This window comes from Citrobacter sp. FDAARGOS_156 (assembly GCF_001559235.2).
Taxonomy (GTDB): Bacteria; Pseudomonadota; Gammaproteobacteria; order Enterobacterales; family Enterobacteriaceae; genus Citrobacter; species Citrobacter youngae.
Genome location: NZ_CP014030.2, coordinates 4024502 through 4050433, shown reverse-complemented (window position 1 = coordinate 4050433; position 25932 = coordinate 4024502). Strand labels below are relative to the sequence as shown.

At 53.2% G+C, this 25932-nt stretch carries 25 protein-coding genes; 19 read left to right on the top strand and 6 right to left on the bottom strand.

What is annotated here, in order from left to right; genetic code table 11:
* The first annotated feature begins 7 nt into the window (after positions 1 to 7).
* From pgaB to AL515_RS19865, 5 genes are all read left to right on the top strand, one after another.
* Entirely contained in the window at positions 8 to 2029 is a 2022-nt protein-coding gene (pgaB, locus tag AL515_RS19885) for a poly-beta-1,6-N-acetyl-D-glucosamine N-deacetylase PgaB (RefSeq protein ID WP_048213135.1), read from the top strand.
* A complete protein-coding gene (gene pgaC, locus AL515_RS19880; RefSeq protein ID WP_040232145.1) occupies positions 2026 to 3360 on the top strand; it encodes a poly-beta-1,6-N-acetyl-D-glucosamine synthase in 1335 nt (444 codons plus the stop codon). The genes pgaB and pgaC overlap by 4 nt, the downstream gene beginning before the upstream one ends.
* The gene (gene pgaD / locus AL515_RS19875) at positions 3357 to 3863 is read left to right on the top strand and encodes a poly-beta-1,6-N-acetyl-D-glucosamine biosynthesis protein PgaD (RefSeq protein WP_048213134.1); all 507 of its coding nucleotides are present in this window, start codon (positions 3357 to 3359) and stop codon (positions 3861 to 3863) included. The genes pgaC and pgaD overlap by 4 nt, the downstream gene beginning before the upstream one ends.
* An 82-nt stretch (positions 3864 to 3945) precedes the next feature.
* Positions 3946 to 4176, top strand: a complete 231-nt coding sequence (gene yjdI / locus AL515_RS19870; protein ID WP_061068514.1) for a 4Fe-4S mono-cluster protein YjdI — start codon at positions 3946 to 3948, stop codon at positions 4174 to 4176.
* Between the two features lie 11 nt (positions 4177 to 4187).
* Positions 4188 to 4460 carry a GNAT family N-acetyltransferase gene (locus AL515_RS19865; RefSeq protein ID WP_016157396.1) on the top strand — a complete coding sequence of 91 codons (273 nt, stop codon included), beginning with the start codon at positions 4188 to 4190 and terminating at the stop codon, positions 4458 to 4460.
* 42 nt (positions 4461 to 4502) lie between these two features.
* Here AL515_RS19865 and AL515_RS19860 read toward each other — a convergent pair whose 3' ends face one another.
* Positions 4503 to 5432: a LysR substrate-binding domain-containing protein gene (locus AL515_RS19860; protein WP_061068513.1), complete on the bottom strand. Its 930-nt coding sequence runs from the start codon at positions 5430 to 5432 to the stop codon at positions 4503 to 4505.
* Positions 5433 to 5824: 392 nt separating this feature from the next.
* Here AL515_RS19860 and AL515_RS19855 point away from each other — a divergent pair, with 392 nt between their 5' ends.
* The 7 genes from AL515_RS19855 (at position 5825) to AL515_RS19825 (ending at position 14328) form a co-directional block, all read left to right on the top strand.
* Entirely contained in the window at positions 5825 to 6430 is a 606-nt protein-coding gene (locus AL515_RS19855; RefSeq protein ID WP_048213131.1) for an ankyrin repeat domain-containing protein, read from the top strand.
* Positions 6431 to 6514: 84 nt separating this feature from the next.
* Positions 6515 to 7345, top strand: coding sequence for a DUF2877 domain-containing protein (locus AL515_RS19850; RefSeq protein ID WP_082759595.1), 831 nt, complete (start codon positions 6515 to 6517; stop codon positions 7343 to 7345).
* Complete coding sequence (gene fdrA / locus AL515_RS19845) at positions 7323 to 8870, top strand: acyl-CoA synthetase FdrA (protein ID WP_061068512.1); 1548 nt, start codon at positions 7323 to 7325, stop codon at positions 8868 to 8870. The genes AL515_RS19850 and fdrA overlap by 23 nt, the downstream gene beginning before the upstream one ends.
* Positions 8870 to 10288, top strand: coding sequence for a DUF1116 domain-containing protein (locus tag AL515_RS19840; RefSeq protein ID WP_003033887.1), 1419 nt, complete (start codon positions 8870 to 8872; stop codon positions 10286 to 10288). The genes fdrA and AL515_RS19840 overlap by 1 nt, the downstream gene beginning before the upstream one ends.
* Positions 10289 to 10405: 117 nt before the next feature.
* Complete coding sequence (locus tag AL515_RS19835; RefSeq protein WP_105242191.1) at positions 10406 to 11956, top strand: xanthine permease; 1551 nt, start codon at positions 10406 to 10408, stop codon at positions 11954 to 11956.
* 26 nt (positions 11957 to 11982) lie between these two features.
* On the top strand, positions 11983 to 12933 hold the full coding sequence (locus AL515_RS19830; RefSeq protein ID WP_061068511.1) for a carbamate kinase family protein: 951 nt from the start codon (positions 11983 to 11985) through the stop codon (positions 12931 to 12933).
* A 12-nt stretch (positions 12934 to 12945) separates the two neighbouring features.
* Entirely contained in the window at positions 12946 to 14328 is a 1383-nt protein-coding gene (locus AL515_RS19825) for an amidohydrolase family protein (protein ID WP_061068510.1), read from the top strand.
* Between the two features lie 44 nt (positions 14329 to 14372).
* On the opposite strand, the gene AL515_RS19820 is transcribed toward AL515_RS19825, so the two are convergent.
* On the bottom strand, positions 14373 to 15263 hold the full coding sequence (locus tag AL515_RS19820; protein ID WP_048213125.1) for a nickel/cobalt efflux protein RcnA: 891 nt from the start codon (positions 15261 to 15263) through the stop codon (positions 14373 to 14375).
* A 120-nt stretch (positions 15264 to 15383) separates the two neighbouring features.
* Here AL515_RS19820 and rcnR point away from each other — a divergent pair, with 120 nt between their 5' ends.
* The gene (gene rcnR / locus AL515_RS19815) at positions 15384 to 15656 is read left to right on the top strand and encodes a Ni(II)/Co(II)-binding transcriptional repressor RcnR (RefSeq protein WP_003033900.1); all 273 of its coding nucleotides are present in this window, start codon (positions 15384 to 15386) and stop codon (positions 15654 to 15656) included.
* Between the two features lie 53 nt (positions 15657 to 15709).
* Here the strand turns inward: rcnR and AL515_RS19810 are convergent, their stop codons facing one another.
* Complete coding sequence (locus AL515_RS19810) at positions 15710 to 16939, bottom strand: amino acid permease (protein ID WP_032949974.1); 1230 nt, start codon at positions 16937 to 16939, stop codon at positions 15710 to 15712.
* A 142-nt stretch (positions 16940 to 17081) separates the two neighbouring features.
* Positions 17082 to 17537: a multidrug/biocide efflux PACE transporter gene (locus AL515_RS19805; RefSeq protein ID WP_048213123.1), complete on the bottom strand. Its 456-nt coding sequence runs from the start codon at positions 17535 to 17537 to the stop codon at positions 17082 to 17084.
* A gap of 101 nt (positions 17538 to 17638) precedes the next feature.
* Between AL515_RS19805 and AL515_RS19800 the strand changes: the two genes are divergently transcribed.
* From AL515_RS19800 to araE, 5 genes are all read left to right on the top strand, one after another.
* Entirely contained in the window at positions 17639 to 18523 is an 885-nt protein-coding gene (locus AL515_RS19800) for a LysR family transcriptional regulator (protein WP_048213122.1), read from the top strand.
* 102 nt (positions 18524 to 18625) lie between these two features.
* Positions 18626 to 19804 carry an acetyl-CoA C-acetyltransferase gene (locus AL515_RS19795; RefSeq protein WP_061068509.1) on the top strand — a complete coding sequence of 393 codons (1179 nt, stop codon included), beginning with the start codon at positions 18626 to 18628 and terminating at the stop codon, positions 19802 to 19804.
* 470 nt (positions 19805 to 20274) lie between these two features.
* Complete coding sequence (kduI, locus tag AL515_RS19790) at positions 20275 to 21111, top strand: 5-dehydro-4-deoxy-D-glucuronate isomerase (protein WP_005123391.1); 837 nt, start codon at positions 20275 to 20277, stop codon at positions 21109 to 21111.
* Between the two features lie 58 nt (positions 21112 to 21169).
* Entirely contained in the window at positions 21170 to 21931 is a 762-nt protein-coding gene (gene kduD, locus AL515_RS19785) for a 2-dehydro-3-deoxy-D-gluconate 5-dehydrogenase KduD (RefSeq protein ID WP_005123393.1), read from the top strand.
* A gap of 316 nt (positions 21932 to 22247) precedes the next feature.
* Positions 22248 to 23666, top strand: coding sequence for an arabinose-proton symporter AraE (gene araE / locus AL515_RS19780; RefSeq protein ID WP_061068508.1), 1419 nt, complete (start codon positions 22248 to 22250; stop codon positions 23664 to 23666).
* Between the two features lie 96 nt (positions 23667 to 23762).
* Here the strand turns inward: araE and AL515_RS19775 are convergent, their stop codons facing one another.
* Positions 23763 to 24089: a cupin domain-containing protein gene (locus AL515_RS19775; protein WP_061068507.1), complete on the bottom strand. Its 327-nt coding sequence runs from the start codon at positions 24087 to 24089 to the stop codon at positions 23763 to 23765.
* Between the two features lie 141 nt (positions 24090 to 24230).
* Here AL515_RS19775 and AL515_RS19770 point away from each other — a divergent pair, with 141 nt between their 5' ends.
* Positions 24231 to 24938 (top strand): aspartate/glutamate racemase, encoded by a 708-nt coding sequence (locus AL515_RS19770; RefSeq protein WP_061068506.1) that lies wholly within the window; start codon positions 24231 to 24233, stop codon positions 24936 to 24938.
* On the opposite strand, the gene AL515_RS19765 is transcribed toward AL515_RS19770, so the two are convergent.
* Positions 24910 to 25845, bottom strand: a complete 936-nt coding sequence (locus tag AL515_RS19765) for a LysR family transcriptional regulator (protein WP_048213118.1) — start codon at positions 25843 to 25845, stop codon at positions 24910 to 24912. The two genes, AL515_RS19770 and AL515_RS19765, sit on opposite strands and share 29 nt — an antisense overlap.
* Positions 25846 to 25932 lie beyond the last annotated feature (87 nt).

Sequence of the window (25932 nt, the reverse complement as noted above, 5' to 3'; positions counted from 1 at the left end):
ATTGTTCATGCTGAAAAGATGCCTATGGCTTAGCGCACTCATCGCTGGCTGGTTGATGATTACCGCGTGCAGCAGTGCGCACAATACGACGCCTCGCTACGTTCCTCCTGATGAGAGAACGCCGCTGACGGCCGATCACCCGTGGCCGAAAAATAGTTTTTTGGTTCTGGGTTATCACGATGTAGAGGATGATGCAGCCGATCAGCGCTACCTCTCTGTGCGTACCAGCGCGCTGAGCGATCAAATAGCCTGGCTCCGTGATAATGGCTATAACCCGATCAGCGTTCAGCAAATTCTGGATGCTCATGACGGTAAAATCGTGCTGCCGGAAAAAGCGGTTCTGCTCACCTTTGATGACGGGTATAGCAGTTTCTATACCCGCGTCTGGCCGCTGCTGAAAGCTTACAACTGGCCAGCCCTTTGGGCACCGGTTGGAAGCTGGGTGGATGCCCCTGCGGACAAAAAAGTCGATTTTGGTGGCCTGATGACGGCGCGCGACAAATTCGCCACCTGGAAGATGGTCGAGGAAATGGGCAAATCGCCGTTGGTGGAAATCGGCGCGCATACCTGGAACTCGCATTTCGGTGCTGAGGCGAACCCGCAGGGAAGTAAAGAACCTGCAGTGGCAAACCGTCTCTACGATAAGAAAACCGGCACTTACGAAACGGACGAGCAATACTATCGCCGTATTAATACCGATATCTCTTTGATCACCAATAAAATTAAAGCGGTAACGGGGAAATCGCCACGTGCGTGGGTATGGCCTTACGGTGCCGCCAGCGGTACGACCTTAAACCTGGCCAAAGAGCAAGGTTATAAGATGGCGTTTACGCTTAATGAAGGGCTGGCGAATGCGGCATTCCTTGATGATATCCCGCGTGTACTGATTTCTGATAACCCATCGCTCAAGCGTTTTGCCAGTCAGGTTGCTCAGGTGCGTGAACCGCAGACGATGCGCGTGATGCATGTCGATCTGGATTACGTCTATGACAAAGACCCCGCCCAGCAGAAGCGCAACATCGATAAGCTGATCCAGCGTGTCTACGACATGCGTATCTCTCATGTCTTCCTGCAGGCGTATGCCGACCCTAAAGGCGACGGGAACATTCGCGAGGTCTATTTCCCTAACCGCTGGCTGCCGATGCGCGCCGATCTGTTTAACTATATCTCCTGGCAGTTACAAACCCGTGCAGGGGTTACCGTGTACGCCTGGATGCCGGTGCTGGCTTTCGATCTGGATGCCTCAATTCCGCGTGTAACGGCATGGGATCCGAAAACCGGACGTACTGCGATCAACCGCGAGAACTATGTCCGTCTTTCACCCTGGAGCAGTGAAGCGCGTCAGCGCATTACCGAGATCTACGAAGACCTGGCGAAGCACGCCAGCTTCAAAGGCATCTTGTTCCATGACGATGCCTTCCTGACGGATTTTGAAGATGCATCGCCGGAGGCGTTAGCCGCCTACCGTGCCGCAGGACTTCCGGGAAGCATCGAGCAAATCCGTAATAACCCTCAGGCGTTTGAGCGCTGGACTCGCCTGAAAAGTAAGATGCTGATCGACTTCACCAAACAGCTGACTCAGTCTGTGCGTAATATTCGCGGTCCACAGGTGCAAACTGCGCGCAATATTTACGCCATGCCGGTACTGGAGCCTGAAAGTGAAGCCTGGTTTGCGCAAAACCTGAATGATTTCCTGAATACCTATGACTGGACGGCACCCATGGCGATGCCATTTATGGAGCAGATCCCGGCCAATGATGCTAACGCCTGGCTTGATCGACTGGTGAATGCTGTCGCACAGACGCCCGGCGCGCTGGATAAAACCGTGTTTGAACTGCAGGCACGCGACTGGCGTAAATCCGGGGAACAGGCCGAAATCAGCGGTAAACAGCTCGCCGAATGGATGCGTCAGCTTAAGTTAAGCGGCGCAGGCAACTACGGCTATTACCCGGATGATTTCATCAGCGATAAACCTGAGATGTCAGAGATTCGTTCGACGTTCTCCTCATACTGGTACCCGCAAAAATGACCGATCGCATAATTGCTTTCCTGATACTTTGCCTGATGTTCAGCCTGCCGTTTGGCGTGGCTGTCGTCTTCACGGGTGAAGTGATGTTGAACTTTGTCTTCTTCTGGCCCTTGTTCATGTCTGCATTGTGGATAAGCGGCGGGGTCTATTTCTGGTTTTACCGTGAGCGTCACTGGAAATGGGGAGATGAAACGCCGCCGCCTACTCTGGAAGGGAATCCGCTGGTCTCGATTTTGATCCCGTGTTTTAACGAAGGGATCAACGCGCGCGAAACGATCGAGGCCGCACTGGCCCAGCGATATAAGAATATTGAAGTTATTGCCATCAATGATGGTTCGACGGATGACACGCACGATGTTCTGGAACAGCTGGCAACAGAGTACCCAAGCCTGCGAGTGATTCACTTAGCGGAAAACCAGGGGAAAGCCCTGGCTCTTAAGACCGGCGCAGCTGCAGCGCGCAGTGATTACCTGGTGTGCATCGATGGGGATGCGTTACTGGATCGTGATGCCGTCGCCTATATCGTGGCTCCGCTTATCCAGTTCCCGCGCGTTGGTGCGGTGACCGGTAACCCGCGTATTCGTACCCGCTCGACGTTAATTGGCCGCGTACAGGTTGGTGAGTTCTCGTCGATTATCGGCTTAATCAAGCGTACCCAGCGAGTCTACGGGCAGATATTTACCGTTTCAGGTGTCGTTGCCGCGTTTCGTCGCCGGGCGTTGGCTGAAGTTGGCTACTGGAGCCCGGACATGATCACCGAAGATATCGACATCAGTTGGAAGCTGCAATTACGCCACTGGTCGGTATTCTTTGAGCCGCGCGCGCTGTGCTGGATCCTGATGCCTGAAACATTGAAAGGACTGTGGAAACAGCGCCTGCGCTGGGCACAAGGTGGTGCGGAGGTGTTTATCGTTAACATGCGCCGCCTGTGGTCGTGGGAATTCCGCCGTATGTGGCCGCTGTTCCTTGAGTTCTGTTTCTCTACCGCTTGGGCATTTGCGTATGCGGTTAGTATCGTGCTGTTCCTGTTAGGGCTGCTATTCCCGATGCCAGACACGCTGTATGTTCAGCATCTGTTCCCGCCAGCCTTCACTGGACTTATCCTCGGCGTGGTCTGCCTGTTGCAGTTCGCGGTGAGCCTGATGATTGAACGGCGCTATGAAAAAGGGATTGGGGCCTCATTGTTCTGGATCATCTGGTTCCCGGTGGTGTACTGGATGCTGAGTCTGTTCACCACGCTGGTGGCGTTCCCCAAAGTGATGCTCAAACGCAAACGCGGCAGGGCACGCTGGGTCAGTCCTGATCGCGGTATCGGGAGGATTGAATCATGAACCAACCGTTGATTTTTACCGAACGGCGTCTGCTGCCGCGGGTGATCGACGTCGTGTTGACGCTTATTGCCTGGATTGGGTTCTTATACCTGATTTATAAAGGGTTGATCGTCGCACTGGCGCATTCACCGCATATAGGGGTTCGCCCCTTTTTCACGACCCTGGATACGGTGACGTTTTACATTCTTATTGCCCTGGTCAATGGTCTGGTGCTGATTGGTTGGGCTAAGTACAACCAGTTTCGTTTCCGGGTGGAACGCCGCAGTCGCAGACCGGGTCTGGAAGAGCATGAGCTGGCGGAAAGTTTACGCATTACCCGCGAGCTGGTGACAGAGCTGAACAAGGCGAGGGTGCTGACGGTTCACCATCATGAAAGCGGTGAGATCAGTCATATCGATGTGGACAGGGATATCGCCGATAACCGTCTGCCGCCACCGACGCCTGCGATGCTGGAGTATTTGCCACCAGAGCAGCAGCCGTCGTGGCAGAGACGGTCTGAGTGATATTTCTGCTTTCAGCGGCTTCCTTCAGCCTCGCATCGGTCTATGATTAGACCCAGACAATAAAAAAATGTGAGGCAATGTCGTGGATAAGGAACTACTGGATGCAGGTTACCGGGCCTATACCGGCGAGAAGATTGACGTCTATTTCAACACGGCGATATGTCAGCATTCGGGCAATTGCGTGCGGGGAAGCGCGAAACTGTTTAACCTGAAACGTAAACCGTGGATCATTCCGGATGAAGTGGATGTCGAGACGGTTATCAGGGTCATCGATACCTGTCCGAGCGGTGCGCTGAAATATCGCCAGAAATGAGTGAGGGGACTATGGAAATTCTTGCAGGCCACAACAAGTTTTATGTCAATGATGCCGAGGGCAACCAGGTTGCTGAGATAGTATTTGTGCCGACGGGCGAGCATCTGAGCATCATTGAACATACCGATGTCGACCCCAGCCTGAAAGGTCAGGGCGTGGGTAAGCTGCTGGTAGCGAAGGTGGTGGAGAAAATGCGCGCTGAAAACCGCAAAGTTATTCCGCTGTGCCCGTTTGCCAAACATGAATTTGATAAAACCCGCGAGTACGACGATATCCGCGCCTGATCATCTTATATGAACCGGAAGGTATAACAGCCATCCGGTTCATCACTCCCGATGCAGCAGATCCTGATAAATCCCCGTCAGTATCCCTTGTGGCCCAAACTCTTTTTTAATCCACTGAGTTACACGACCGGTTGCCGAATGCTGGGTTGCCAACAGCATGCGTGAATCCTGACGCGGGTTGTGGATCTGCCGCGTGACCAGCAGCGACTTTTCCATCGCTTCGCGTACCATATAGTCCGGCAGAAAACCAATGCCTTCACCCAGGATCTGGCACTGACACTTGGTATTAAAATCGGGAACCAGAATCGACTCCTGTCCGTGTAACAGCCAGCCGACCTTCTTGTTAATGGTGTGAGCGGTGTCTTCCACCATGATGTTCGGGTACAGGCGTAACTGGCTCTCAGAAATGGGTTCCGGCATAAAGGCGAGGGGATGATCCGGGGCAATCGCAAACGACCAACGGATCGCGCCAATCTCAGTGTAATCAATGCCGCCGCCGTCCAGTAACGTATCGGGCGCGCCGATAGCGATGTTGGCGAGGTTGTTGATGATCGAATCCCAGACGCCGTTATACACCTCGGTGGTGACGGTTATCTGGCAGGTCGGAAACTGCTTTTTGAGTACCTGTAACAGCCGTGCAGTATGCTGTGGGGTATACAACAGCTGGTTAATGCAAATGCGTACCCTCGCTTCAATTCCCTGGGCGATAGTATCGATGCTGCGCTTGATGGCGTGGAAGTCATTCAGCAGGTCGGTTGCTTTGCGAAAGAAGTAGCGACCGGACTCGGTGAGCTCAATGCTGCGGGTACTACGAGTAAACAGCACCACATCGAGCCCCATCTCCATACGTTTGATGGTGTAGCTGATGGCCGACGTTGTTAAGCCAAGCTCCTCAGCGGCCTTGCTGAAACTGCTGTAGCGTGCTGCCATCGTAAAGGCCAGCAGGTTTTCCTCGGTAAAAATTGAATTCATCCGTTCTCCCCTCAGACCATGCTGCGATGTCCACGATACGATGATTGTTGAATGTATTTGTAATCCTTATCGAGAGCAATCAGTTTTGAACAGAATTTAACACTAGGGTTACATTTGATTTGAAGGCAATCACACTTCTGTATTTTAGTTGCGACCCGCTATCCGTGCTGCATACCGCCTGATTTCCCCAGGCTCTGATTCATCGCTAAAACGGCTTCCGTCATAAGGGAAAGATTGCACTACAGCACGTTTTACTCTCATTATTAAATTTGATTCAACAATCGACACGCTTACGATGAATGAAATTTAAGCGGATGTTATTCTCTAAACTCTGTTGCTATTCTCAGGTTATCGGAAATATGAAGAGTCTAAAAAACTGCAGGAGAGTGATTATGTCAGAGAAAGAACTTATTACTGAATTTCTGCTGGCGGCAGAACAGGGTAACGTCGAAGGATTAAAATCCTGTCTGGAAAAAAATGTGGATATTAATGCCACCAACCGTCAGGGCCGTACTGCCATAATTATTGCCAGCCTGAATAAGCATTACGATTGTGTTTCTTTATTGATTGCCGCCGGTGCTGATATTAATAAGCAAGATCAAACCTGCTTTAATCCATTCCTGATTAGCTGCCTGACAAATGACTTAACGCTACTGCGTTTGGTATTACCGGCTAACCCGGATCTTGAGCGTCTGAGCCGTTTTGGCGGCGTCGGCATTACGCCTGCCAGTGAGAAAGGTCATGTTGAGATCGTGCGCGAGCTGCTGCTGCATACCGATATTAACGTCAACCACACCAATTTCGTTGGCTGGACGCCGCTGCTGGAAGCCATCGTACTTAATGACGGTGGCGCGAAGCAGCAGGAGATCGTTAAGCTGCTGCTCGACCATGGCGCAAATCCGCACATGACGGATAAATACGGTAAAACCCCGCTGGAACTGGCGCGAGAGAAAGGGTACCACGAAATTGCCGAGCTGCTGATTGCCGCCGGAGCCTGACAGAGGAGCGCCATTATCGCTACGCCATCACGGCGATGCGTACTGGCGCTAACCGCCGACGGCGCGTTTCTTTCATTCCGGGGAATGGGACGGGTCGAACAGGTTTTTTCCCACGCGGTAAACCTGTTGATACCTGAACAGCAGCGGTTGCTGACGTTACTGAGTGAAGATTGTGATAACGCACCTAACAGCTGTCGGCTGGCGCTGACGCATTGTGAAGACCTGTTTCACCCCGGTGAGCTGGTCAATTTTAGCGGGTCGGGAATAGTTGTTGGCAATGATAAATGGATAGAAACTTCCGGGTGCCTGCCGTGGCGAATGCCACAGTGGACATCTGATGCAGCAAGTCTTGCCGCAGTCGGCTGGCAGCATTGGGAAGAGGTTATCCGCCAACAGCTAAGAAACGACGACACATTATTTTTGTATCAGGGTGACAATCCGTTTTTTCAGGAAATCACCCGTCAATTACGCAACCGCCGACAAACATTACTGACGGCGTTGCGTACAGGAGAAAATATCTCTACAGCGGTCAGCCATTTAATTGGTCTGGGGATTGGGCTGACGCCATCATCGGATGATTATTTAGTTGGTCTAAGTACCATATTATTTATTCCAGGACACCCGCTGGGAAAATATCGGGGAGAGTTTTTAGCCGCCTTGCAGCGTGACGGAAATAATACGACATTACTCAGTAAAATTACGCTGGAGGAGGCTTTTCATCAGCGCTATCGGGAAAGCGTTGGACGGCTGCTGAACCATATTATTAATGAGCAACAACCCGTTTCTACGCAATATATAACTGATATTAAAAATATCGGCTCAAGTTCTGGCTGCGACATGCTGTACGGCATGGCAGATGCCTGCGCCCTGAGCCACAGGTCCGGAGGGAATTATGTCGATCAGGATAGTTGTTAAAAAGAATACGTACTTTGATTCGGTCTCACTGATGTCTATTTCAACACGCGCAAATAAGCTCGATGGTGTGGAGCAGGCGTTCGTGGCTATGGCGACAGAAATGAATAAGGGCGTGCTGAAGAATCTCGGCCTGCTCACGCCTGAACTGGAAGAGGCGAAAAGTGGCGATCTGATGATTGTCATTAAAGGCGCGAGCGACGAAGCAAACGCGCAAACGCTGGTGGCGATTGACGATCTGTTTACGCATAAAGAGCAGGGTGGCCAGCACGAAGCGCGCTATGCCACGCTCGCCAGCGCGAAGAAGCACGTTCCCGACAGCAACCTGGCGGTGATCTCGGTCAATGGCCTGTTTGCCGCGCGTGAAGCGCGTCAGGCGCTACAAAATAACCTCAACGTGATGTTGTTCTCTGACAACGTCTCTCTTGAAGACGAGTTGATGCTTAAGCAACTGGCGCACGAAAAAGGGCTGTTGATGATGGGGCCAGACTGCGGAACCGCCATCATTAACGGCGCGGCGCTGTGTTTTGGCAACGCAGTTCGTCGCGGCAACATCGGAATTATTGGTGCGTCCGGTACCGGTAGCCAGGAACTGAGCGTACGCATTCACGAGTTTGGCGGCGGGATTTCCCAACTGATTGGCACCGGTGGACGCGATCTGAGTGAAAAGATTGGCGGCCTGATGATGCTTGACGCGATTGGCATGTTGGAAGCCGATCCGCAAACCGAAATCATTGCACTGATCTCCAAACCGCCTGCACCTGCGGTGGCCCGCAAGGTACTGGAACGTGCACGCGCCTGTCATAAGCCCGTGGTGGTGTGTTTCCTTGGACGTGATGCCGCGCCTGCGGATGAAGCGGGGCTGCAGTTCGCACGTGGCACCAAAGAAGCTGCGCTGAAAGCGGTACTGCTGACAGGCGTGAAAAAAGAGAGCCTGGATCTGCATCCGCTCAACTGGCCGCTGATTGAAGAGGTTCGCGCCCGTCTGACCCCGCAACAAAAGTACATCCGTGGCTTGTTCTGCGGTGGCACGCTGTGCGATGAGGCGATGTTTGCCGCCATGGAAAAACATGCCGAAGTGTACAGCAACATTCATCCGGACCCGGCATTCCGCCTCACGGATCTCAATCGCAGCGTCGCGCATACCTTCCTTGATTTCGGTGATGATGATTTCACCAACGGTAAACCGCACCCGATGATCGATCCCACCAACCGCATTAGTCGTCTGTTGCAGGAAGCGCGCGATCCTGAAGTCGGCGTGATCGTGATGGACTTTGTGCTTGGCTTTGGATCGCATGAAGATCCGGTTGGCGTAATGCTCGATGCGATCGTTGAAGCCAAAGCGATCGCCGCCGCAGACGGTCGTCCGCTTGAGATCCTCGGCTATGTGCTGGGAACCGATCTTGATACGCCATCGCTGGAAAAACAGTGTCAGATGCTGACTGATGCTGGTGTTATCTGGGCGAGCAGTAGCACCAACACCGGATTGCTGGCGCGTGAATTTATCTGTAAAGGGGAGGAAGCCTGATGAGCCAGACGCTGTTTAACCAGCCGCTGAATGTGATTAACGTCGGTATCGCGATGTTCAGCGATGACCTGAAAAAGCAGAACGTTCCCGTGACCCAGCTCGACTGGACGCCGCCGGGCCAGGGCAACATGCAGGTGGTTGCGGCACTGGACGAGATTGCCGATTCGCCGCTGGCAGACAAAATCGCTGCCGCTAACCAGCAGGCGCTGGAACGTATTATCCAGTCGCATCCGGTGCTGATTGGCTATGACCAGGCAATCAATGTCGTGCCGGGGATGACCCGCAACACCATCCTGCACGCTGGACCGCCAATCCGCTGGGAAAAAATGTGCGGCGCAATGAAGGGCGCAGTCACCGGTGCGCTGGTGTTTGAAGGGCTGGCGAAAGATCTGGATGAAGCCGCCGAACTGGCCGCCTCGGGCGAAATTATCTTCTCTCCGTGCCACGAGCATGACTGCGTTGGCTCGATGGCGGGTGTGACGTCAGCATCCATGTTTATGCACATCGTTGAGAACAAAACCTACGGCAACCGCGCATATACCAATATGAGCGAGCAGATGGCGAAGATCCTGCGCATGGGGGCGAACGATCAGAGCGTTATTGATCGTCTGAACTGGATGCGTGATGTGCTGGGCCCAATGCTGCGCGATGCCATGAAGCTGGCGGGAGAAATAGACTTGCGCCTGATGCTGGCGCAGGCGCTGCACATGGGCGATGAGTGTCATAACCGCAATAACGCCGGGACGGCGCTGCTGATTCAGGCGCTGACGCCGTGGATCATTCAGACCGGCTATCCGGTTGAGCAGCAGCGTGAGGTGTTCGAGTTCGTCCTCAGCAGCGACTACTTCTCCGGGCCGACCTGGATGGCGATGTGTAAAGCCGCAATGGACGCTGCACACGGCATTGAATACAGCACCGTGGTGACGACGATGGCGCGTAACGGCGTTGAGTTCGGTCTGCGCATTAGCGGCTTACCGGGTCAGTGGTTTACCGGTCCGGCGCAGCAGGTGATTGGCCCGATGTTTGCGGGCTATAAGCCGGAAGATTCAGGACGCGATATTGGCGATAGCGCGATCACCGAAACCTACGGCATTGGCGGTTTCGCCATGGCGACGGCACCGGCTATCGTGGCGCTGGTGGGTGGTACGGTCGAAGAGGCCGTTGATTTCTCGCGCCAGATGCGTGAAATCACTCTCGGCGAAAACCCCAACGTCACCATTCCGCTGCTTGGTTTTATGGGCGTACCGACCGCTATCGATATTACGCGCGTGGGCAGCACCGGCATTCTGCCGGTGATCAACACCGCCATTGCGCACAAAGACGCGGGGATCGGCATGATCGGTGCCGGAATAGTCCACCCGCCGTTCGCCTGTTTTGAAAAGGCGATCCTCAACTGGCGCGACCGCTACTGCCAATAACAACAATCGGGGCTGACGCGGTTAGCCCCACAGTAGCGAAGCGAAAAACGTTGCTTACCTGCAGGGCTGGGCGATCTTCGCGATCGCAAACGATGCTTAACCTGTTAAGGATATTCCATGAACAGCATAAAACTAGAATGGAAACGTGGTGACTGGGCAGCTTACTTTGGGCTGATGACCAACAACCTGACTAACCTGCTGACAATGATGGGGCTGCTCATTTTTGTCGTCGGGATCCCTACCGAAATTGTCTATGGTCGCATTGCGCCTGCCTTTGGTCTGGCGGTGCTGGTGGCCAGCGTCTGCTACGCCTGGTTTGGCCTGCAGATGGCAAAGCACACCGGGCGTAAAGACGTGACGGCGCTGCCGTCCGGACCGAGCGCACCGTCAATCTTTACCGTCACCTTCCTGGTACTGATGCCGGTTTATCAGCAAACCAAAGATGCCAACTTTGCGATTCAGATAGCGCTGGTATGGTGCTTTGTAGAAGCGTTAATCCTGGTCGGCGGCTCCTTCCTGGGCGAAACCATCCGCAAGATGATCCCACGTACGGTACTGCTTTCTTGTCTGTCCGGCCTGGGACTGTTGCTGCTGGCGATGAACCCGATGCTGCAGGCATTCGAAGCGCCGACCGTCTCTTTCATCGTCCTGTTGCTGATCTTCATTAACTGGTTCGGTAAGAAGCCGATTTTTGCCCGTATTCCTACCGGTTTGCTGCTGCTGATTGCCGGTACGGCCCTGGCGTGGATCTCCGGTTTACAAAGCCCGGAAGCCATTAAAGCGTCGATGTCTTCCTTTGGCTTCAACCCGCCGGAAATTCATGTCGACAGCTTCTTGCAAGGTTTGCCGCATGCACTGCCGTATCTGGCTTCTGCGGTTCCTCTGGGTCTGGCGAACTACATTTTCGACCTTGAGAACATTGAAAGTGCGCACGCGGCGGGGGATGAGTACAACACCCGTAAGGTGATGATGGCGAACGGCTTTGCCTCCATGCTCGGCTGCATGCTGGGCAATCCGTTCCCGGTGACCGTGTATGTTGGGCATGCGGGCTGGAAAGCGATGGGCGCCAGCATCGGCTATACCCTCGCTTCAGGCATCACCATGTTCCTGGTACCGCTGTTTGGGCTGGGCGCGTTTATGCTCGCCATTATTCCGATGACCGCGATAGTGCCGATTCTGGTGTTTATCGGCGTGGTGACCGCCAACCAGGTGGTGCGAGAAACGCCCAAAGTCGAGGTTCCCGTCATCTTCATCTGTCTGTTCCCGTGGATTGCCAACTGGGCATTGACCATCGTTAACAGCGTGATGGGCGCCGCCGGAACCTCTGCGGGGAAACTGGGCAGTGACCTGCTGCACAGCAAAGGCGTCTATTACGACGGACTGGTGCATCTGGGAAGCGGCGCGCCGCTGGCCAGCATGCTGTGGGGCTGTGTCGCTATCTTCGCCATTATGAATAAGCCGTTACGCGGGGCGATTGCCGCAGCCTTTGGGGCACTGCTGTCGCTGTTTGGCGTGATCCACTCCCCGGCAGTTGGCTTTGCTGAGGGCAGCTCGATGATGTTTGTTGTGGCCTACCTGATGATGAGCGGCATGTTTGTCGTCAAACATATTCTCGACAGTCGTGAAGCGGCTACTGCGCCTGAGCAGGAACCGACGAAAACAACCTGAATCGCCTGCAAGCGGAAGAAAATACGATGAAAGAACTTGTGGTCGTTGCCATTGGCGGCAACAGCATTATCAAAGATAACGCCAGCCAGTCGATTGAGCACCAGGCTGAAGCGGTGAAGGCGGTGGCGGACACGGTGCTGGAGATGTTGGCATCGGACTACAACATTGTGCTGACACACGGTAACGGGCCGCAGGTGGGGCTGGATCTCCGGCGTGCGGAAATCGCGCACGAACGCGAAGGGTTGCCACTCACCCCGCTGGCAAACTGCGTAGCTGATACGCAGGGCGGCATCGGCTATCTGATCCAACAGGCGCTGAACAACCGACTGGCACGACGCGGCGAGCAGAAGGCAGTGACGGTGGTCACGCAGGTGGAGGTCGACAAAAACGATCCGGGCTTCGCTAATCCGACCAAGCCTATCGGGGCGTTCTTTAGCGAAGCGCAGCGCGATGAGCTGCTGCGGGTCAATCCGGGCTGGCGCTTTGTCGAGGATTCGGGGCGCGGCTACCGCCGGGTTGTGGCGTCCCCTGAACCCAAACGTATTGTTGAAGCAGAGGCCATCAAAACGCTGACTCAGCAAGGTTTTGTGGTGATCGGCGCAGGCGGCGGCGGGATCCCGGTGGTGCGTAGCGAGCACGGGGATTATCACAGCGTGGATGCGGTGATTGATAAAGATCTCTCCACGGCGTTGTTGGCGCAGGAGATCCGCGCCGACATTCTGGTGATCACCACCGGCGTAGAGAAAGTGTGTATTCACTTCGGCAAACCCAACCAGCAGGCGCTGGATACGGTGGATATTGCGACAATGACCCGCTACATGCAGGAAGGTCACTTCCCGCCGGGCAGTATGTTACCCAAAATCGTTGCCAGCCTGACGTTCCTTGCGCGTGGCGGTAAGCGGGTAATCATCACCACGCCGGAATGCCTGCCCGCCGCACTGCGCGGTGAAACGGGCACCCATATTGTCCATTCCTGAGAGGAGATGCGAATGAAGGAAAGTAACAGCCGCCGTGAATTTTTAAGCCAGAGCGGAAAAATGGTCACTGCTGCCGCGCTGTTTGGCGCAGTGGCTCCGGTCACGTATGCTGCTAATCCTGTCGGGAACACCTGCGGGTCGAAGAGCACAATGACGATTAACGATAAGCACTATTACCTGGATAACGTCCTGCTGGAAGCGGGGTTTGATTACGAAAACTCGGTGGTGGTACATACCCGTACCGCGCTGCAAACCGTTGAAATCCAGGACGGGAAAATTGTTGCGCTGCGCGAGAATAAGCAGCATCCGGATGCGGCGCTGCCGCACTACGATGCGGGTGGAAAGCTGATGCTGCCCGCCATGCGCGACATGCATATCCATCTGGATAAAACCTTTTACGGCGGTCCCTGGCGTTCGCTGAACCGTCCGGCGGGCACCACCATTCAGGATATGATTCGCCTGGAGCAAAAGCTGCTGCCTGAACTCCAGCCTTATACCCAGGAGCGGGCGGAAAAGCTTATCGATCTGCTGCAATCAAAAGGCACCTCGATTGCCCGCAGTCATTGCAATATCGAACCGGTTTCCGGACTGAAAAACCTGGAGAACCTGCAGGCGGTGCTGGCGCGTCGCCAGCCGGGTTTTGCCTGCGAAATCGTGGCGTTTCCGCAGCATGGCCTGCTGTTATCAAAATCTGAACCGTTAATGCGTGAAGCGATGCAGGCGGGAGCGCAGTATGTCGGCGGTCTGGACCCAACCAGCGTCGACGGCGCGATGGAAAAATCACTCGATACCATGTTCCAGATTGCGCTCGATTACAACAAAGGCGTGGATATCCATCTGCATGAAACCAGTCCGGCGGGCGTGGCGGCGGTGAATTACATGGTGGAAACGGTGGAGAAAACGCCGCAGTTAAAGGGCAAACTGACCATCAGCCACGCGTTTGCGCTGTCTACGCTGAACGAGCAGCAGGTGGATGAACTGGCAACCCGCATGGCGGCGCAGCAGATTACCATTGCCTCGACGGTGCCGATTGGCACGATGCACATGCCGCTAAAACAGCTGCGCGACAAAGGCGTGGAAGTGATTACCGGCACCGACAGCGTGATTGACCACTGGTCGCCGTACGGCCTGGGAGACATGCTGGAGAAGGCGAATCTGTACGCGCAGCTCTATATTCGCCCGAATGAACTCAACCTGTCGCGGGCGCTGTTTCTCGCTACCGGTGATGTGCTGCCGCTTAACGATAAAGGTGAGCGCGTCTGGCCGAAAGCGCAGGATGAAGCCAGCTTTGTGCTGGTGGATGCCTCCTGCTCGGCGGAAGCGGTCGCGCGAATCTCCCCACGCACTGCGACCTTCCATAAAGGGCAACTGGTGTGGGGGAATGTCGCAAGCTAGCCTGGTTCTACGCGCAGCGGCTATCGCTGCTGCGCTCCCATATATTAACCGACGATCCCCATATAGCCGTGAATCCCCATATATACGCCGACCATCGCGATGAGCACGCTGGAAAAATAGGGCGCTTTGCGTGCCAGCGTGTTAAATCCGCTCCAGCGTTTGGCCGCCTGCTGCACGCTGATTGCCGCGCCCACGCCCACCGTTACCAGCGTTATCGCCAGCCCGAGGCTAAAGCACAGCACCATCGTTGCCCCCAGCGTAAAGGCTTTGAGCTGGATACAAATCAGCAGTACCGTAATGGCCGCAGGACACGGGATTAACCCGCCGGTCAGGCCAAACAATAAAATTTGGCCGTTGGTGACCTCTTTGCCCGCAAAGCGGCGCTGAATATCGGTGGCATGTGCGCGTTCGTGCGCGTCCTGATACTCTTTCGAACCCTCGCTCAGCCCTGCTAACGCGGCATGGTTATGATCGTGGTCATGGTGATGGTGATGATCGTCATCGTGGTCATGATGGTGGTGGTGATGATCGTCATGATCATGGTGGTGGTGATGCCCGTGATCGTGGTCGTGATGCGTCTGGGCCAGCCAGTTCTGCTCTCCCTGCCAGGTCCGCCAGAACATCCAGAATGCGGTCCCGAGAATAATTATCGCCGAGACAAACTGCAGCCAGGGCTCCACGGCCTGGGCTGTAAACGCTTTGCTGATATACATCCCGCCGAGCGCAATCAACCACACCACAGCGGTATGCGACAGGGTAGCCGCCAGCCCCAGCATCACCGCCTGCTTGATAGTCCCCTTTATGGCGATAATAAAGGCCGCCATCATTGTCTTGGAATGCCCCGGTTCCAGACCGTGTAACACGCCCAATAAGATCGCGCTGGGAATGAAAAACCAGGCGTTGCCTTGCTGAAGAAGCGTCGAAAACTCACCCATGAGAATGATTCTTAGTTGTTTTGTTTCACCGGATTCTACTCCCCCCCAGTATCAAATACTACCCCCCAGTAGAATGTCGATGGTATTGTCGCTACAGCCAGACGTTAAAAAGGTAAAGTTATGTCACATACGATCCGCGACAAACAGAAGCTGAAAGCCCGAACCAGTAAGATTCAGGGGCAGGTAGCGGCGTTGAAAACCATGCTGGATGAACCGCATGAATGCGCGGCGGTATTGCAGCAAATAGCGGCGATCCGCGGGGCGGTAAATGGATTAATGCGCGAAGTGATTAAAGGTCATCTGACCGAGCACATTGTGCATCAGGGCGATGAAATAAAGCGTGAAGAGGATTTGGATGTGATCCTGAAAGTGCTGGATTCGTACATCAAATAAGTTAGTTTAACGGCTCATTCACGCACTGATGAATGAGCCGTTGATAACGTCATTTAGCCAAAAAACATCACGGATACACACAGCAGACCGACAATCAACGTTATCAGGTTCCCCACTGAACGGTACGGCTTCAGCGCCGGGATCAGATAGGTAGACAATGTCGGCATGATAAACAGAATCATGGCAATCAGCGGCCCACTGATCGCGTAAATCATTGAAATGGCATTCGGGTTAATGCAGCAGATGATAAACGTGATGCTTGAGACCAACATAATGGACAGGGCGCGGTTAAAGGCCCGGCTTTTCTTCACACCTACCTGATGCAGCGACGTTTTTACAACTTCTGTCGCCCCTTCAATTACGCCAAAGTAGGTGCCGAGGAACGATTTTGACATCGCCACGACGGCAACAATAATCCCGGAGATTGACAGCCAGGCCGGCGCGTTTGGCATCATCGATAGTGCTGACAGAATGGTCACGCCTTCATTTTTTGCATCCTCGATATAGTTTGTCGGAATCGAAAGCAAACAGCTGAAAACGAAAAACAGCACGCTCAGGCAGATGATGACGTAGGCTACCTTCATGATTTTTTTGCATTTACCCATGGCCTGCTCGCCGTATTTCTCACGTCGATCAATGGCGAACGTGGAGATAATTGGCGTATGGCTAAAAGCGAAAACCATCACGGGAATAGATATCCAAACCTGATGAAGCGTGTGCTGATCGACAGACATCTGGCCGGTGAGTAGCGTTGGCTGCCAGCTTCCGGTCAGGTAGAGTGAAAGGAACAAAAAATACGCGATGAGCGGGAACACCAGAAAGCCCATCACCCGGATGGTGGCCTGGCGACCCATCAGAAAAATTAAATTCAGCACCAGTACCACGCCCAGACTGACCAGCATACGCACGCGAAGATCTATCTCGATATGTTTTGCCAGCTGTTCGGTGAGTGAGTTGGTTATCGCCACGGCGTAGATCAGCACCACCACAAAGAAGGCAATAAAATAAAGCGTCGTGATCAGGCTGCCAATTTTCTTGCCGTAGTAGTGTGTAACCGCGCCAGTGATCCCCTCACCAGCCGACGTTTTTGAAGACAGGATAAACTGGCACAGCGCCTTGTGCGGCCAGTAGGTTAAAGGCCAGGCGACGAGAGCGGTGATAAACAATACCACCGCACCTGCAGAACCCAGCTGTATGGGGAGGAAGAGGGTTCCTGCGCCGACGGCAGTCCCATATAGTGCGAAGCTCCAGAGAGTCTCTTCTTTTGACCAAAATTTCGACATTATTTGAACGTATCAACTATAAAATAAACAAAAAGAAGCGCAATTTACCACAAATGAGAGGGGCTGGGGGAGGTGTGAACAAGTGGGCTGGTGAATGGATGAATAGCCGGAATTGAGAAAATTCCGGCTATTGTTTGAATTATCAGGCAGTAACGCGCTGCTGGCGACGCTTCATAACACGCTCGCGTAACGTGTCATATGCCCAGTTATAGAACATGGTGTACGGCAGGAAGAACAGGAAGAAACCTATTTCCAACGTGAATGCCTGAAACAGGCTGACGTTCAGCACATACGCCACGATGCTCACCCCGATCACAATAAAACCACTCTCAAAACCTAACGCGTGGAATGCGCGTACTTTAGCCGTACGTTTCACCAGATGTGACGGCCATAAGCGGTCAAACAGGGCGTTATATATGATATTCCAGATCATTGCTGTCGTTGCCAGCAGAATGGTCAGCCCGCCCATTTCCAGTACCGAGCGCTGCATCAACCATGCGGTGGTTGGTGCGAGAACAGCGGTGGCAATGCCTTCAAAGCAGACGGCATGAAAAATGCGCTCCATTAACGAGCGACGTTGGACTGTATCGTGTTGCATAACCTAAAACCTTCTTTGATGCCCGGATAACGGAATGGTGGCAATTTTATCGTTTTATGTGATATCTAAAAGATAGTATCCATCGATAAAGTAGATAGTTCATGCGTTACTCTCCTGAAGCGTTAACGGCATTTGTAGAGACCGTTTCTTGCGGCTCATTTTCTGCAGCGGCCCGGCGGCTGCGCAAAAGCCAGTCCACCATCAGTACGGCCATTGCGCATCTGGAAGCCGACCTTGGTTTTGCGCTGTTTGACCGTTCATCACGCCAGCCAACGCTGACCGAAGAAGGTAAGCGGGTGCTGGGTTATGTGCAGGCCATTCTGTCAGCGAGCGATCGTCTGGACGAAGCGGCGATTTCGCTGTCGGGTGAAACGGAAGCGCGTTTGACCTTCGTGTTGTCAGATACGCTGCATCCGGATGTGCTGGAAGAACTGATGGTGCAGTTTGACCGTAAGTTTCCCCATACCGAGTTTGAATGTCTGATTGGTGAAGACGAGGACGTGATCGATCTGCTGCAAAAAGGACGTGCTCAGGTGGGGTTGATCGAAGCGCGGGAGGATTACCCGACCGACATGGGCGTCACGCGCCTGCCGATGCAAACCTGGATGGGATTATATGTTGCGGCTTCGCATCCGCTGGCGGCGCAGGAAAAACTGCAGTGGGAACAGCTGCATACCTGGCGCGAGCTGCGTCTGAACACCTATCTGGAAAGCCGTACCAACGTGGCGCGCGGCCCTGTGTGGTCTGCTCCCAACTATTTGTTGCTGCTGAGTATGGCGGTTCAGGGATTCGGCTGGTGCGCGCTGCCTTGCGCGCTGGTAGAAGAATTTGCCGCAGAAAAGCCGCTGGTTCCATTGACGCTGCCCGGTTGGCCAAAGGCTATCTCTATCGATCTGTTGTGGAATAAGAAATCCCCGCCAGGCGTGGCGGGAAGTTGGTTGCGCGACCATTTACAGCAGAGTGGCGTTCAGATGACCAATAAATGATACGAATTTCCTTTGTGATAAAAATCACCGTTTTTAAACAACCTTGATAACTCTTTTTAACAATCATCTACTATTGCGGTGTTATTTTGCGCTGAGGTGGTGATGAAAGAGGTTGTGATAGTCGGGGCGTTAAGGACACCGATTGGCTGCTTCCAGGGGACGCTGGCGCGCCACTCTGCCGTTGAATTAGGTAGCATGGTGATCAGGGCGTTACTGGAACGCACGGGCGTGGATGTTCACGCCGTGGATGAAGTGATCCTCGGACAGGTACTTACCGCAGGTGCAGGGCAGAATCCGGCGCGTCAGTCCGCCATCAATGGTGGGCTACCCAATACCGTTTCCGCCATCACCATTAACGATGTCTGCGGCTCGGGTCTGAAAGCGCTGCATCTGGCGACCCAGGCTATCCAGTGCGGCGAAGCCGACATTGTGATTGCGGGCGGGCAAGAGAATATGAGCCGTGCCCCGCATGTCCTTACGGATAGCCGCACCGGCGCACAGCTGGGGAACAGCCAACTGGTCGACAGCCTGGTACATGACGGGCTGTGGGATGCTTTCAACGACTACCATATGGGTGTTACCGCTGAAAATCTGGCACGGGAATATGGTATCAGCCGCGAATTACAGGACGCCTACGCGCTTCATTCGCAGCACAAAGCGCGGATGGCAATTGATGCCGGGCGCTTTAAAGATGAGATCGTGCCGGTAGTGACCCAGCGTAACGGGCAATCCTTTGTGGTGGATACCGACGAGCAGCCGCGCACCGATGCCAGCGCCGAAGGGCTGGCGCGTCTGGATCCTACCTTCGACAGACTCGGTTCGGTCACGGCGGGCAACGCGTCATCTATCAATGATGGCGCTGCCGCGGTGATGATGATGAGCGAAGCCAAAGCGCAGGCGCTGAATTTACCCATACTGGCGCGCATTCGCGCCTTTGCCAGCGTCGGTGTCGATCCTGCTCTCATGGGGATAGCTCCGGTATACGCGACGCGTCGCTGCCTTGAGCGCGTCGGCTGGCAACTGGCGGATGTCGATTTGATTGAAGCCAATGAAGCCTTCGCCGCGCAGGCATTATCCGTTGGGAAAATGCTGGAATGGGACGAGCGTCGGGTGAATGTGAACGGTGGGGCCATTGCGCTCGGTCATCCGATTGGCGCATCTGGCTGCCGAATTCTGGTTTCGCTGGTGCATGAAATGGTGAAACGCCGGGCGCACAAAGGACTGGCAACGCTGTGTATCGGCGGCGGTCAGGGGGTGGCGCTCGCTATCGAACGAGATTAACGATCTTACATTTACCGTCTTAAACGCCTTTCTACGTGTTTTCCCTGCACCTGTAAAAAAGCCCTCCAGCAGGAGGGCAAGGCCAGTTACAGAAACATACACTCTAAACACAGTCAACTTATCAAAACATTGTTTCATTTCATGTGATTAACTGCGCACTTTGTTAGAAAAGGTATCTTATCGGCCTATAAACTCGGCTGAATTTTCCATTTTTTATCCCCACCTCTAGTGAATGAATAAATTTATCTTATTGTTATTCAATGATTTTATTTAAACCTATTTCGCTATTTATACGCGCTGGCGTGATCGCACTTACACTTTTGATAATAAGATGCGGAAAAAGTGAAACATCGTTTTAGTTATAATTGAAAACCCGTCCCGGGAGGGATATCATGAACGCATTAGGTAAAACGGAACGGCGTTTTGCTATCGCTCAAGAATTCACGGTCAATTTATCACTGGAGGTAAATGTGGACGTAAGACAAAGCATCCATAGTGCGCATGCGAAAACCCTGGATACCCAGGCGCTGCGTAATGAGTTTTTGGTAGAAGAAGTGTTTGTCGCAGATGAATACACCATGGTCTACAGCCACATCGACCGCATCATTGTTGGCGGCATTATGCCTGTGGGCAAAACCGTCTCTGTGGGTGGTGAAGTTGGCAAACAGCTGGGCGTAACCTACTTCCTGGAGCGTCGTGAGTTAGGCGTGATCAACATCGGTGGACCGGGCACGATTACCGTTGACGGTCAGTGCTATGAAATTGGTCATCGCGATGCGCTGTATGTCGGTAAAGGGGCAAAAGAAGTTGTTTTTGCAAGCATTGACCCTGCAAAACCCGCCAAGTTCTATTATAACTGCGCGCCGGCACACATGACTTATCCAACCAAAAAAGTGACCCCAGCCGACGTTGCGCCAGTGACGTTGGGTGATGATCTCACGAGTAACCGCCGTACCATCAACAAGTATTTTGTGCCGGACGTACTGGAAACCTGCCAACTGAGCATGGGCCTGACCGAACTGGCGCCGGGCAACCTGTGGAACACCATGCCGTGCCATACCCATGAACGCCGTATGGAAGTCTATTTCTACTTCAATATGGAAGAGGACACCTGTGTCTTCCACATGATGGGGCAGCCTCAGGAAACGCGTCATATAGTGATGCACAACGAGCAGGCGGTGATTTCTCCGAGCTGGTCAATTCACTCCGGCGTCGGCACAAAAGCGTATACGTTCATTTGGGGCATGGTCGGCGAAAACCAGGTCTTTGATGATATGGACCATGTTGCAGTCAAAGATCTGCGCTAGTTGCGGGCGACAGCCTTGCCTGCCTGTGGCGGGCATTATAAAAATTTAAGGATTTACAATGATTTTGAATGCATTCTCTCTTGAAGGTAAAGTCGCCGTTGTGACGGGTTGTGACACCGGTCTGGGTCAGGGTATGGCGCTGGGCCTGGCGGAAGCGGGCTGCGATATCGTGGGTATCAACATTGTTGAGCCGACTGAAACCATCGAACGTGTTACCGCCCTGGGCCGCCGTTTTTTAAGCCTGACCGCCGATCTGCGTCAGATTGATGGTATTCCGGCACTGCTGGAGCGTGCGGTCGCAGAATTCGGTCATATCGACATTCTGGTCAACAACGCCGGTCTTATCCGTCGTGAAGATGCTATCGACTTCAGCGAAAAAGACTGGGACGACGTGATGAACCTGAACATTAAGAGCGTGTTCTTCATGTCTCAGGCGGCGGCGAAGCACTTTATCGCGCAGGGTAATGGCGGCAAAATTATCAACATCGCCTCTATGCTCTCCTTCCAGGGCGGCATCCGAGTGCCGTCTTACACCGCGTCTAAAAGCGGCGTAATGGGCGTCACCCGTCTGATGGCCAACGAGTGGGCAAAACATAACATCAACGTGAATGCGATCGCGCCGGGTTATATGGCGACCAATAACACGCAGCAACTGCGTGCTGATGAGCAGCGTAGCGCCGAAATTCTCGATCGTATCCCGGCGGGCCGTTGGGGTCTGCCAAGCGATCTGATGGGGCCAGTAGTGTTCCTGGCGTCCAGCGCATCTGACTACATTAACGGTTATACCGTTGCGGTCGACGGTGGGTGGCTGGCGCGTTAATTTACCGTCCAGCATCAACAAACCCTGCCAATGGCAGGGTTTTTTTTGGTGTTAAGTTATTTTAATCCATATTCTGTTTATAAATTAATCCATACATAATTATATATGTATGGGTTTGCAATAATTAATACTCTTTAATATCAGTGCATTAAATTTAATTGAGTAATTAGCGATAAATTTTAAAATTGGAATATCCATCACATAACGATGTGGTGCAGCAATTTTATCCATGTTTTTGCCGTTTCCTGCCTGACGCTTCCTGCAAGGGATCCCTTACTTTCATCGACATGGCTTACTCTGTATCTGGCAGGAAAAAATGGTCTCAATTAATCATGAAGCTGCTTTAACACCGCGTACGCAGCGCGATACGCGACGTATGAACTTGTTTGTCTCTATTTCTGCGGCTGTCGCAGGGTTGTTATTTGGCCTCGATATCGGCGTAATTGCCGGCGCGTTGCCTTTTATCACCGATCACTTTGTCCTGACCAGTCGCCTGCAGGAGTGGGTGGTCAGCAGTATGATGCTTGGCGCGGCAATTGGTGCGCTGTTTAACGGCTGGTTGTCATTCCGACTGGGACGCAAATACAGTCTGATGGCCGGGGCGATCCTGTTTGTCGTTGGTTCCCTGGGGTCAGCATTTGCTTCAAGCGTGGAAATGCTCATTTTTGCCCGCGTGGTACTGGGCGTTGCCGTAGGTATCGCCTCTTACACCGCGCCGCTCTATCTCTCCGAAATGGCCAGTGAGAACGTGCGCGGCAAGATGATCAGCATGTATCAACTGATGGTAACGCTGGGGATCGTACTGGCCTTTTTATCTGATACGGCGTTTAGCTACAGCGGTAACTGGCGCGCTATGCTGGGCGTGCTGGCGCTTCCGGCGGTGTTACTGATTATCCTGGTTGTTTTCCTGCCAAACAGCCCGCGCTGGCTGGCGGAGAAAGGCCGCCACATCGAAGCCGAAGAAGTATTACGCATGTTGCGTGATACCTCAGAAAAGGCCCGTGATGAACTGAACGAAATTCGTGAAAGCCTGAAGCTGAAGCAGGGCGGTTGGGCGTTGTTTAAAATTAACCGTAACGTGCGCCGCGCAGTTTTTCTTGGGATGTTACTGCAGGCGATGCAGCAGTTCACCGGGATGAACATCATTATGTACTACGCCCCACGTATTTTTAAAATGGCCGGTTTTACCACGACTGAACAGCAGATGATTGCCACGTTAGTCGTTGGCTTAACCTTTATGTTCGCGACTTTTATTGCTGTTTTTACAGTAGATAAAGCCGGACGCAAACCGGCGCTGAAAATTGGTTTCAGCGTGATGGCCATTGGGACGCTGGTGCTTGGTTATTGCCTGATGCAGTTTGATAACGGCACGGCTTCCAGTGGGCTATCCTGGCTGTCAGTTGGCATGACGATGATGTGTATTGCAGGCTATGCGATGAGCGCCGCGCCGGTGGTGTGGATCCTGTGTTCGGAAATTCAGCCGCTGAAATGCCGTGATTTTGGTATTACCTGCTCCACCACCACCAACTGGGTGTCGAACATGATTATCGGCGCAACGTTCCTGACGCTGCTCGACAGCATTGGCGCAGCCGGTACGTTCTGGCTTTATACCGCACTGAACGTCGTATTTATTGGTATTACCTTCTGGCTTATTCCTGAAACCAAAAACGTTACGCTTGAGCATATCGAACGTAAGCTGATGGCTGGCGAGAAGTTAAGAGATATTGGGGTGTAAGTAGTGAGGCGCAGTGTCGGATGACGTCTCGTGCAGGCCGGGTAAGCGTAAGCGATACCCGGCATTTTTGTATAACAAGGTTCGAGAATAGAGAGATTACGCCTGCAGGAAGTCTTCGCGTACCGGGGTGAAGGTATCGAGTAATGTTCCCGGCTGTAAACAGACGCAGCCGTGCATAATATTGGGTTGCTTGTACAGGGTGTCTCCTGCACTGACGACATGCTTTTCTTCCCCAATCGTAAATTCAAACTCGCCCGATAAAACGTACGTGAGTTGTTCATGCGGATGGCTGTGCATCGGGCCAACTGCGCCCTGCTCGAAATTGACTTCCACGGCCATCATTTTGCCATCGTGAGCCAGAATACGCCGGGTAACGCCGTTACCCAGATCTTCAAGCGTGGTTTCTTTATGAAAAATAAACATTCGATATCCTTGCAATAAAATGAAACATTATTTCATTAAATTTATATCAGAAAATAAAAAAAGGAAATGTGCGCCGGCAGATGTGGAAAGTTGATCACATCTTTGGTTCACTGGGAGGACAACCACGAATAAGGGTAAATGATGAAAACGATCGGTCTGTTAGGCGGAATGAGCTGGGAATCTACTATTCCTTATTATCGTCTGATTAATGAAGGGGTTAAGCAGAATCTGGGCGGTCTGCATTCTGCGAAAATTCTGCTGCACAGCGTCGATTTCCATGAGATTGAAGCGTGTCAGTCGAACGGTGACTGGCAGCGGGCAGGGGAGATCCTGGCGCAGGCAGCGGTGGGGTTACAGCAAGCGGGAGCTGAGGGAATTGTGCTGTGTACCAACACTATGCATAAAGTGGCCGAGGCCATTGAAACGGCCTGCGATGTCCCGTTTTTGCACATTGCCGATGCAACAGGTCGGGCCATACAACAACAGAAGATGAGTAACGTCGCGCTGTTGGGCACGCGTTACACCATGGAACAGGATTTCTATCGTGGGCGTTTACAGATGGAATTTGGCATTAGCACGCTAATCCCTGACGCTGACGACCGACAGAAAATAAACCAGATTATTTTCGAGGAACTGTGCCTTGGTGAATTTAGCGAAACTTCCCGCGATTATTACCTGAGCGTGATTGAGCGACTGGCTCGTCAGGGGGCACAAGGGGTGATCTTTGGCTGCACCGAAATTGGCCTGCTGGTTCCCACTGAAATGAGCCCGTTGCCGGTCTTCGATACCGCGGCGATCCATGCGCAGGATGCCGTGACGTTTATGCTTTCACCTGAGATTGCAAAATAGCCTCCAGCGGGTCAGTAAGCCGGTGGAGATGGGCCTGTAGATGTGCTGTAAAAGCATCAACCAGCGCGGATGCCGGGCGATGCAGTGGATGGATCAGGCTGACGGTAAAAGGCACCGAAACACTAAAACGCCGGATTACAATCCCGCTGCCTGCGTAATCCAGGGCGGTCAGCGGGTTCACTACCGAGATCCCCACGCCGGCACGTACCATCGCACAAATTGATGCGGCACTGTGCGTTTCTATGACCATTCGGCGCTTGACCTGATGATCATTAAACAGGGTATCCAGCAACTGGCGATAACTGTCGGTGCGCGACAGGCTGATATAGTTTTCCCCCTGAAAATCTTGCGGTGTTAATACTGCTTTCCCGGTCAGCGGATGTCCCTGTGGCAGCACGCAAACTTCATCCAGCGACAGTAATTCAGTGCGTTTAGTCCCGGCGGGGGTATGCAGGGTCTCAGTTAACCCGAGATCGTGGCGCTGTGCCGACAGCCACTCTTCCAACAGCGGCGACTCCTGCGGCACTATCTGAATATTGACCTGCGGATAGCGCTCGAGAAATGGCTGCAGCAGCGGCGGTAAAAAGGACTGTGAGAACACTGGCAGGCAGACAATCGACAGCTCACCCTGACGAAATTCACGCAGGCTCTCTGCGGCGCTCACAATTCTGTCCAGGCCATACCACGAACGTTGCACCTCTTCAAACAGGCGTAGCCCCTGCACTGTGGGATGCAGCCGGCCTCGCGTACGTTCGAACAGTGTTAACCCCAGAACTTTTTCAAATCTTGCCAGCTCGCGACTGACGGTAGGCTGCGACGTGTGCAGCATCCGTGCGGCTTCCGTCAGGTTGCCTGCTGTCATAATGGCGTGAAAAATTTCAATGTGGCGCAAGTTAACGGCAGGCATCGGCGATCCTCAAATAAACATTCCATATCATTTTTGCATAGACTCGCGATAAAACGATATTTTTTATTCTCTTCGGGCTGTGGCGTA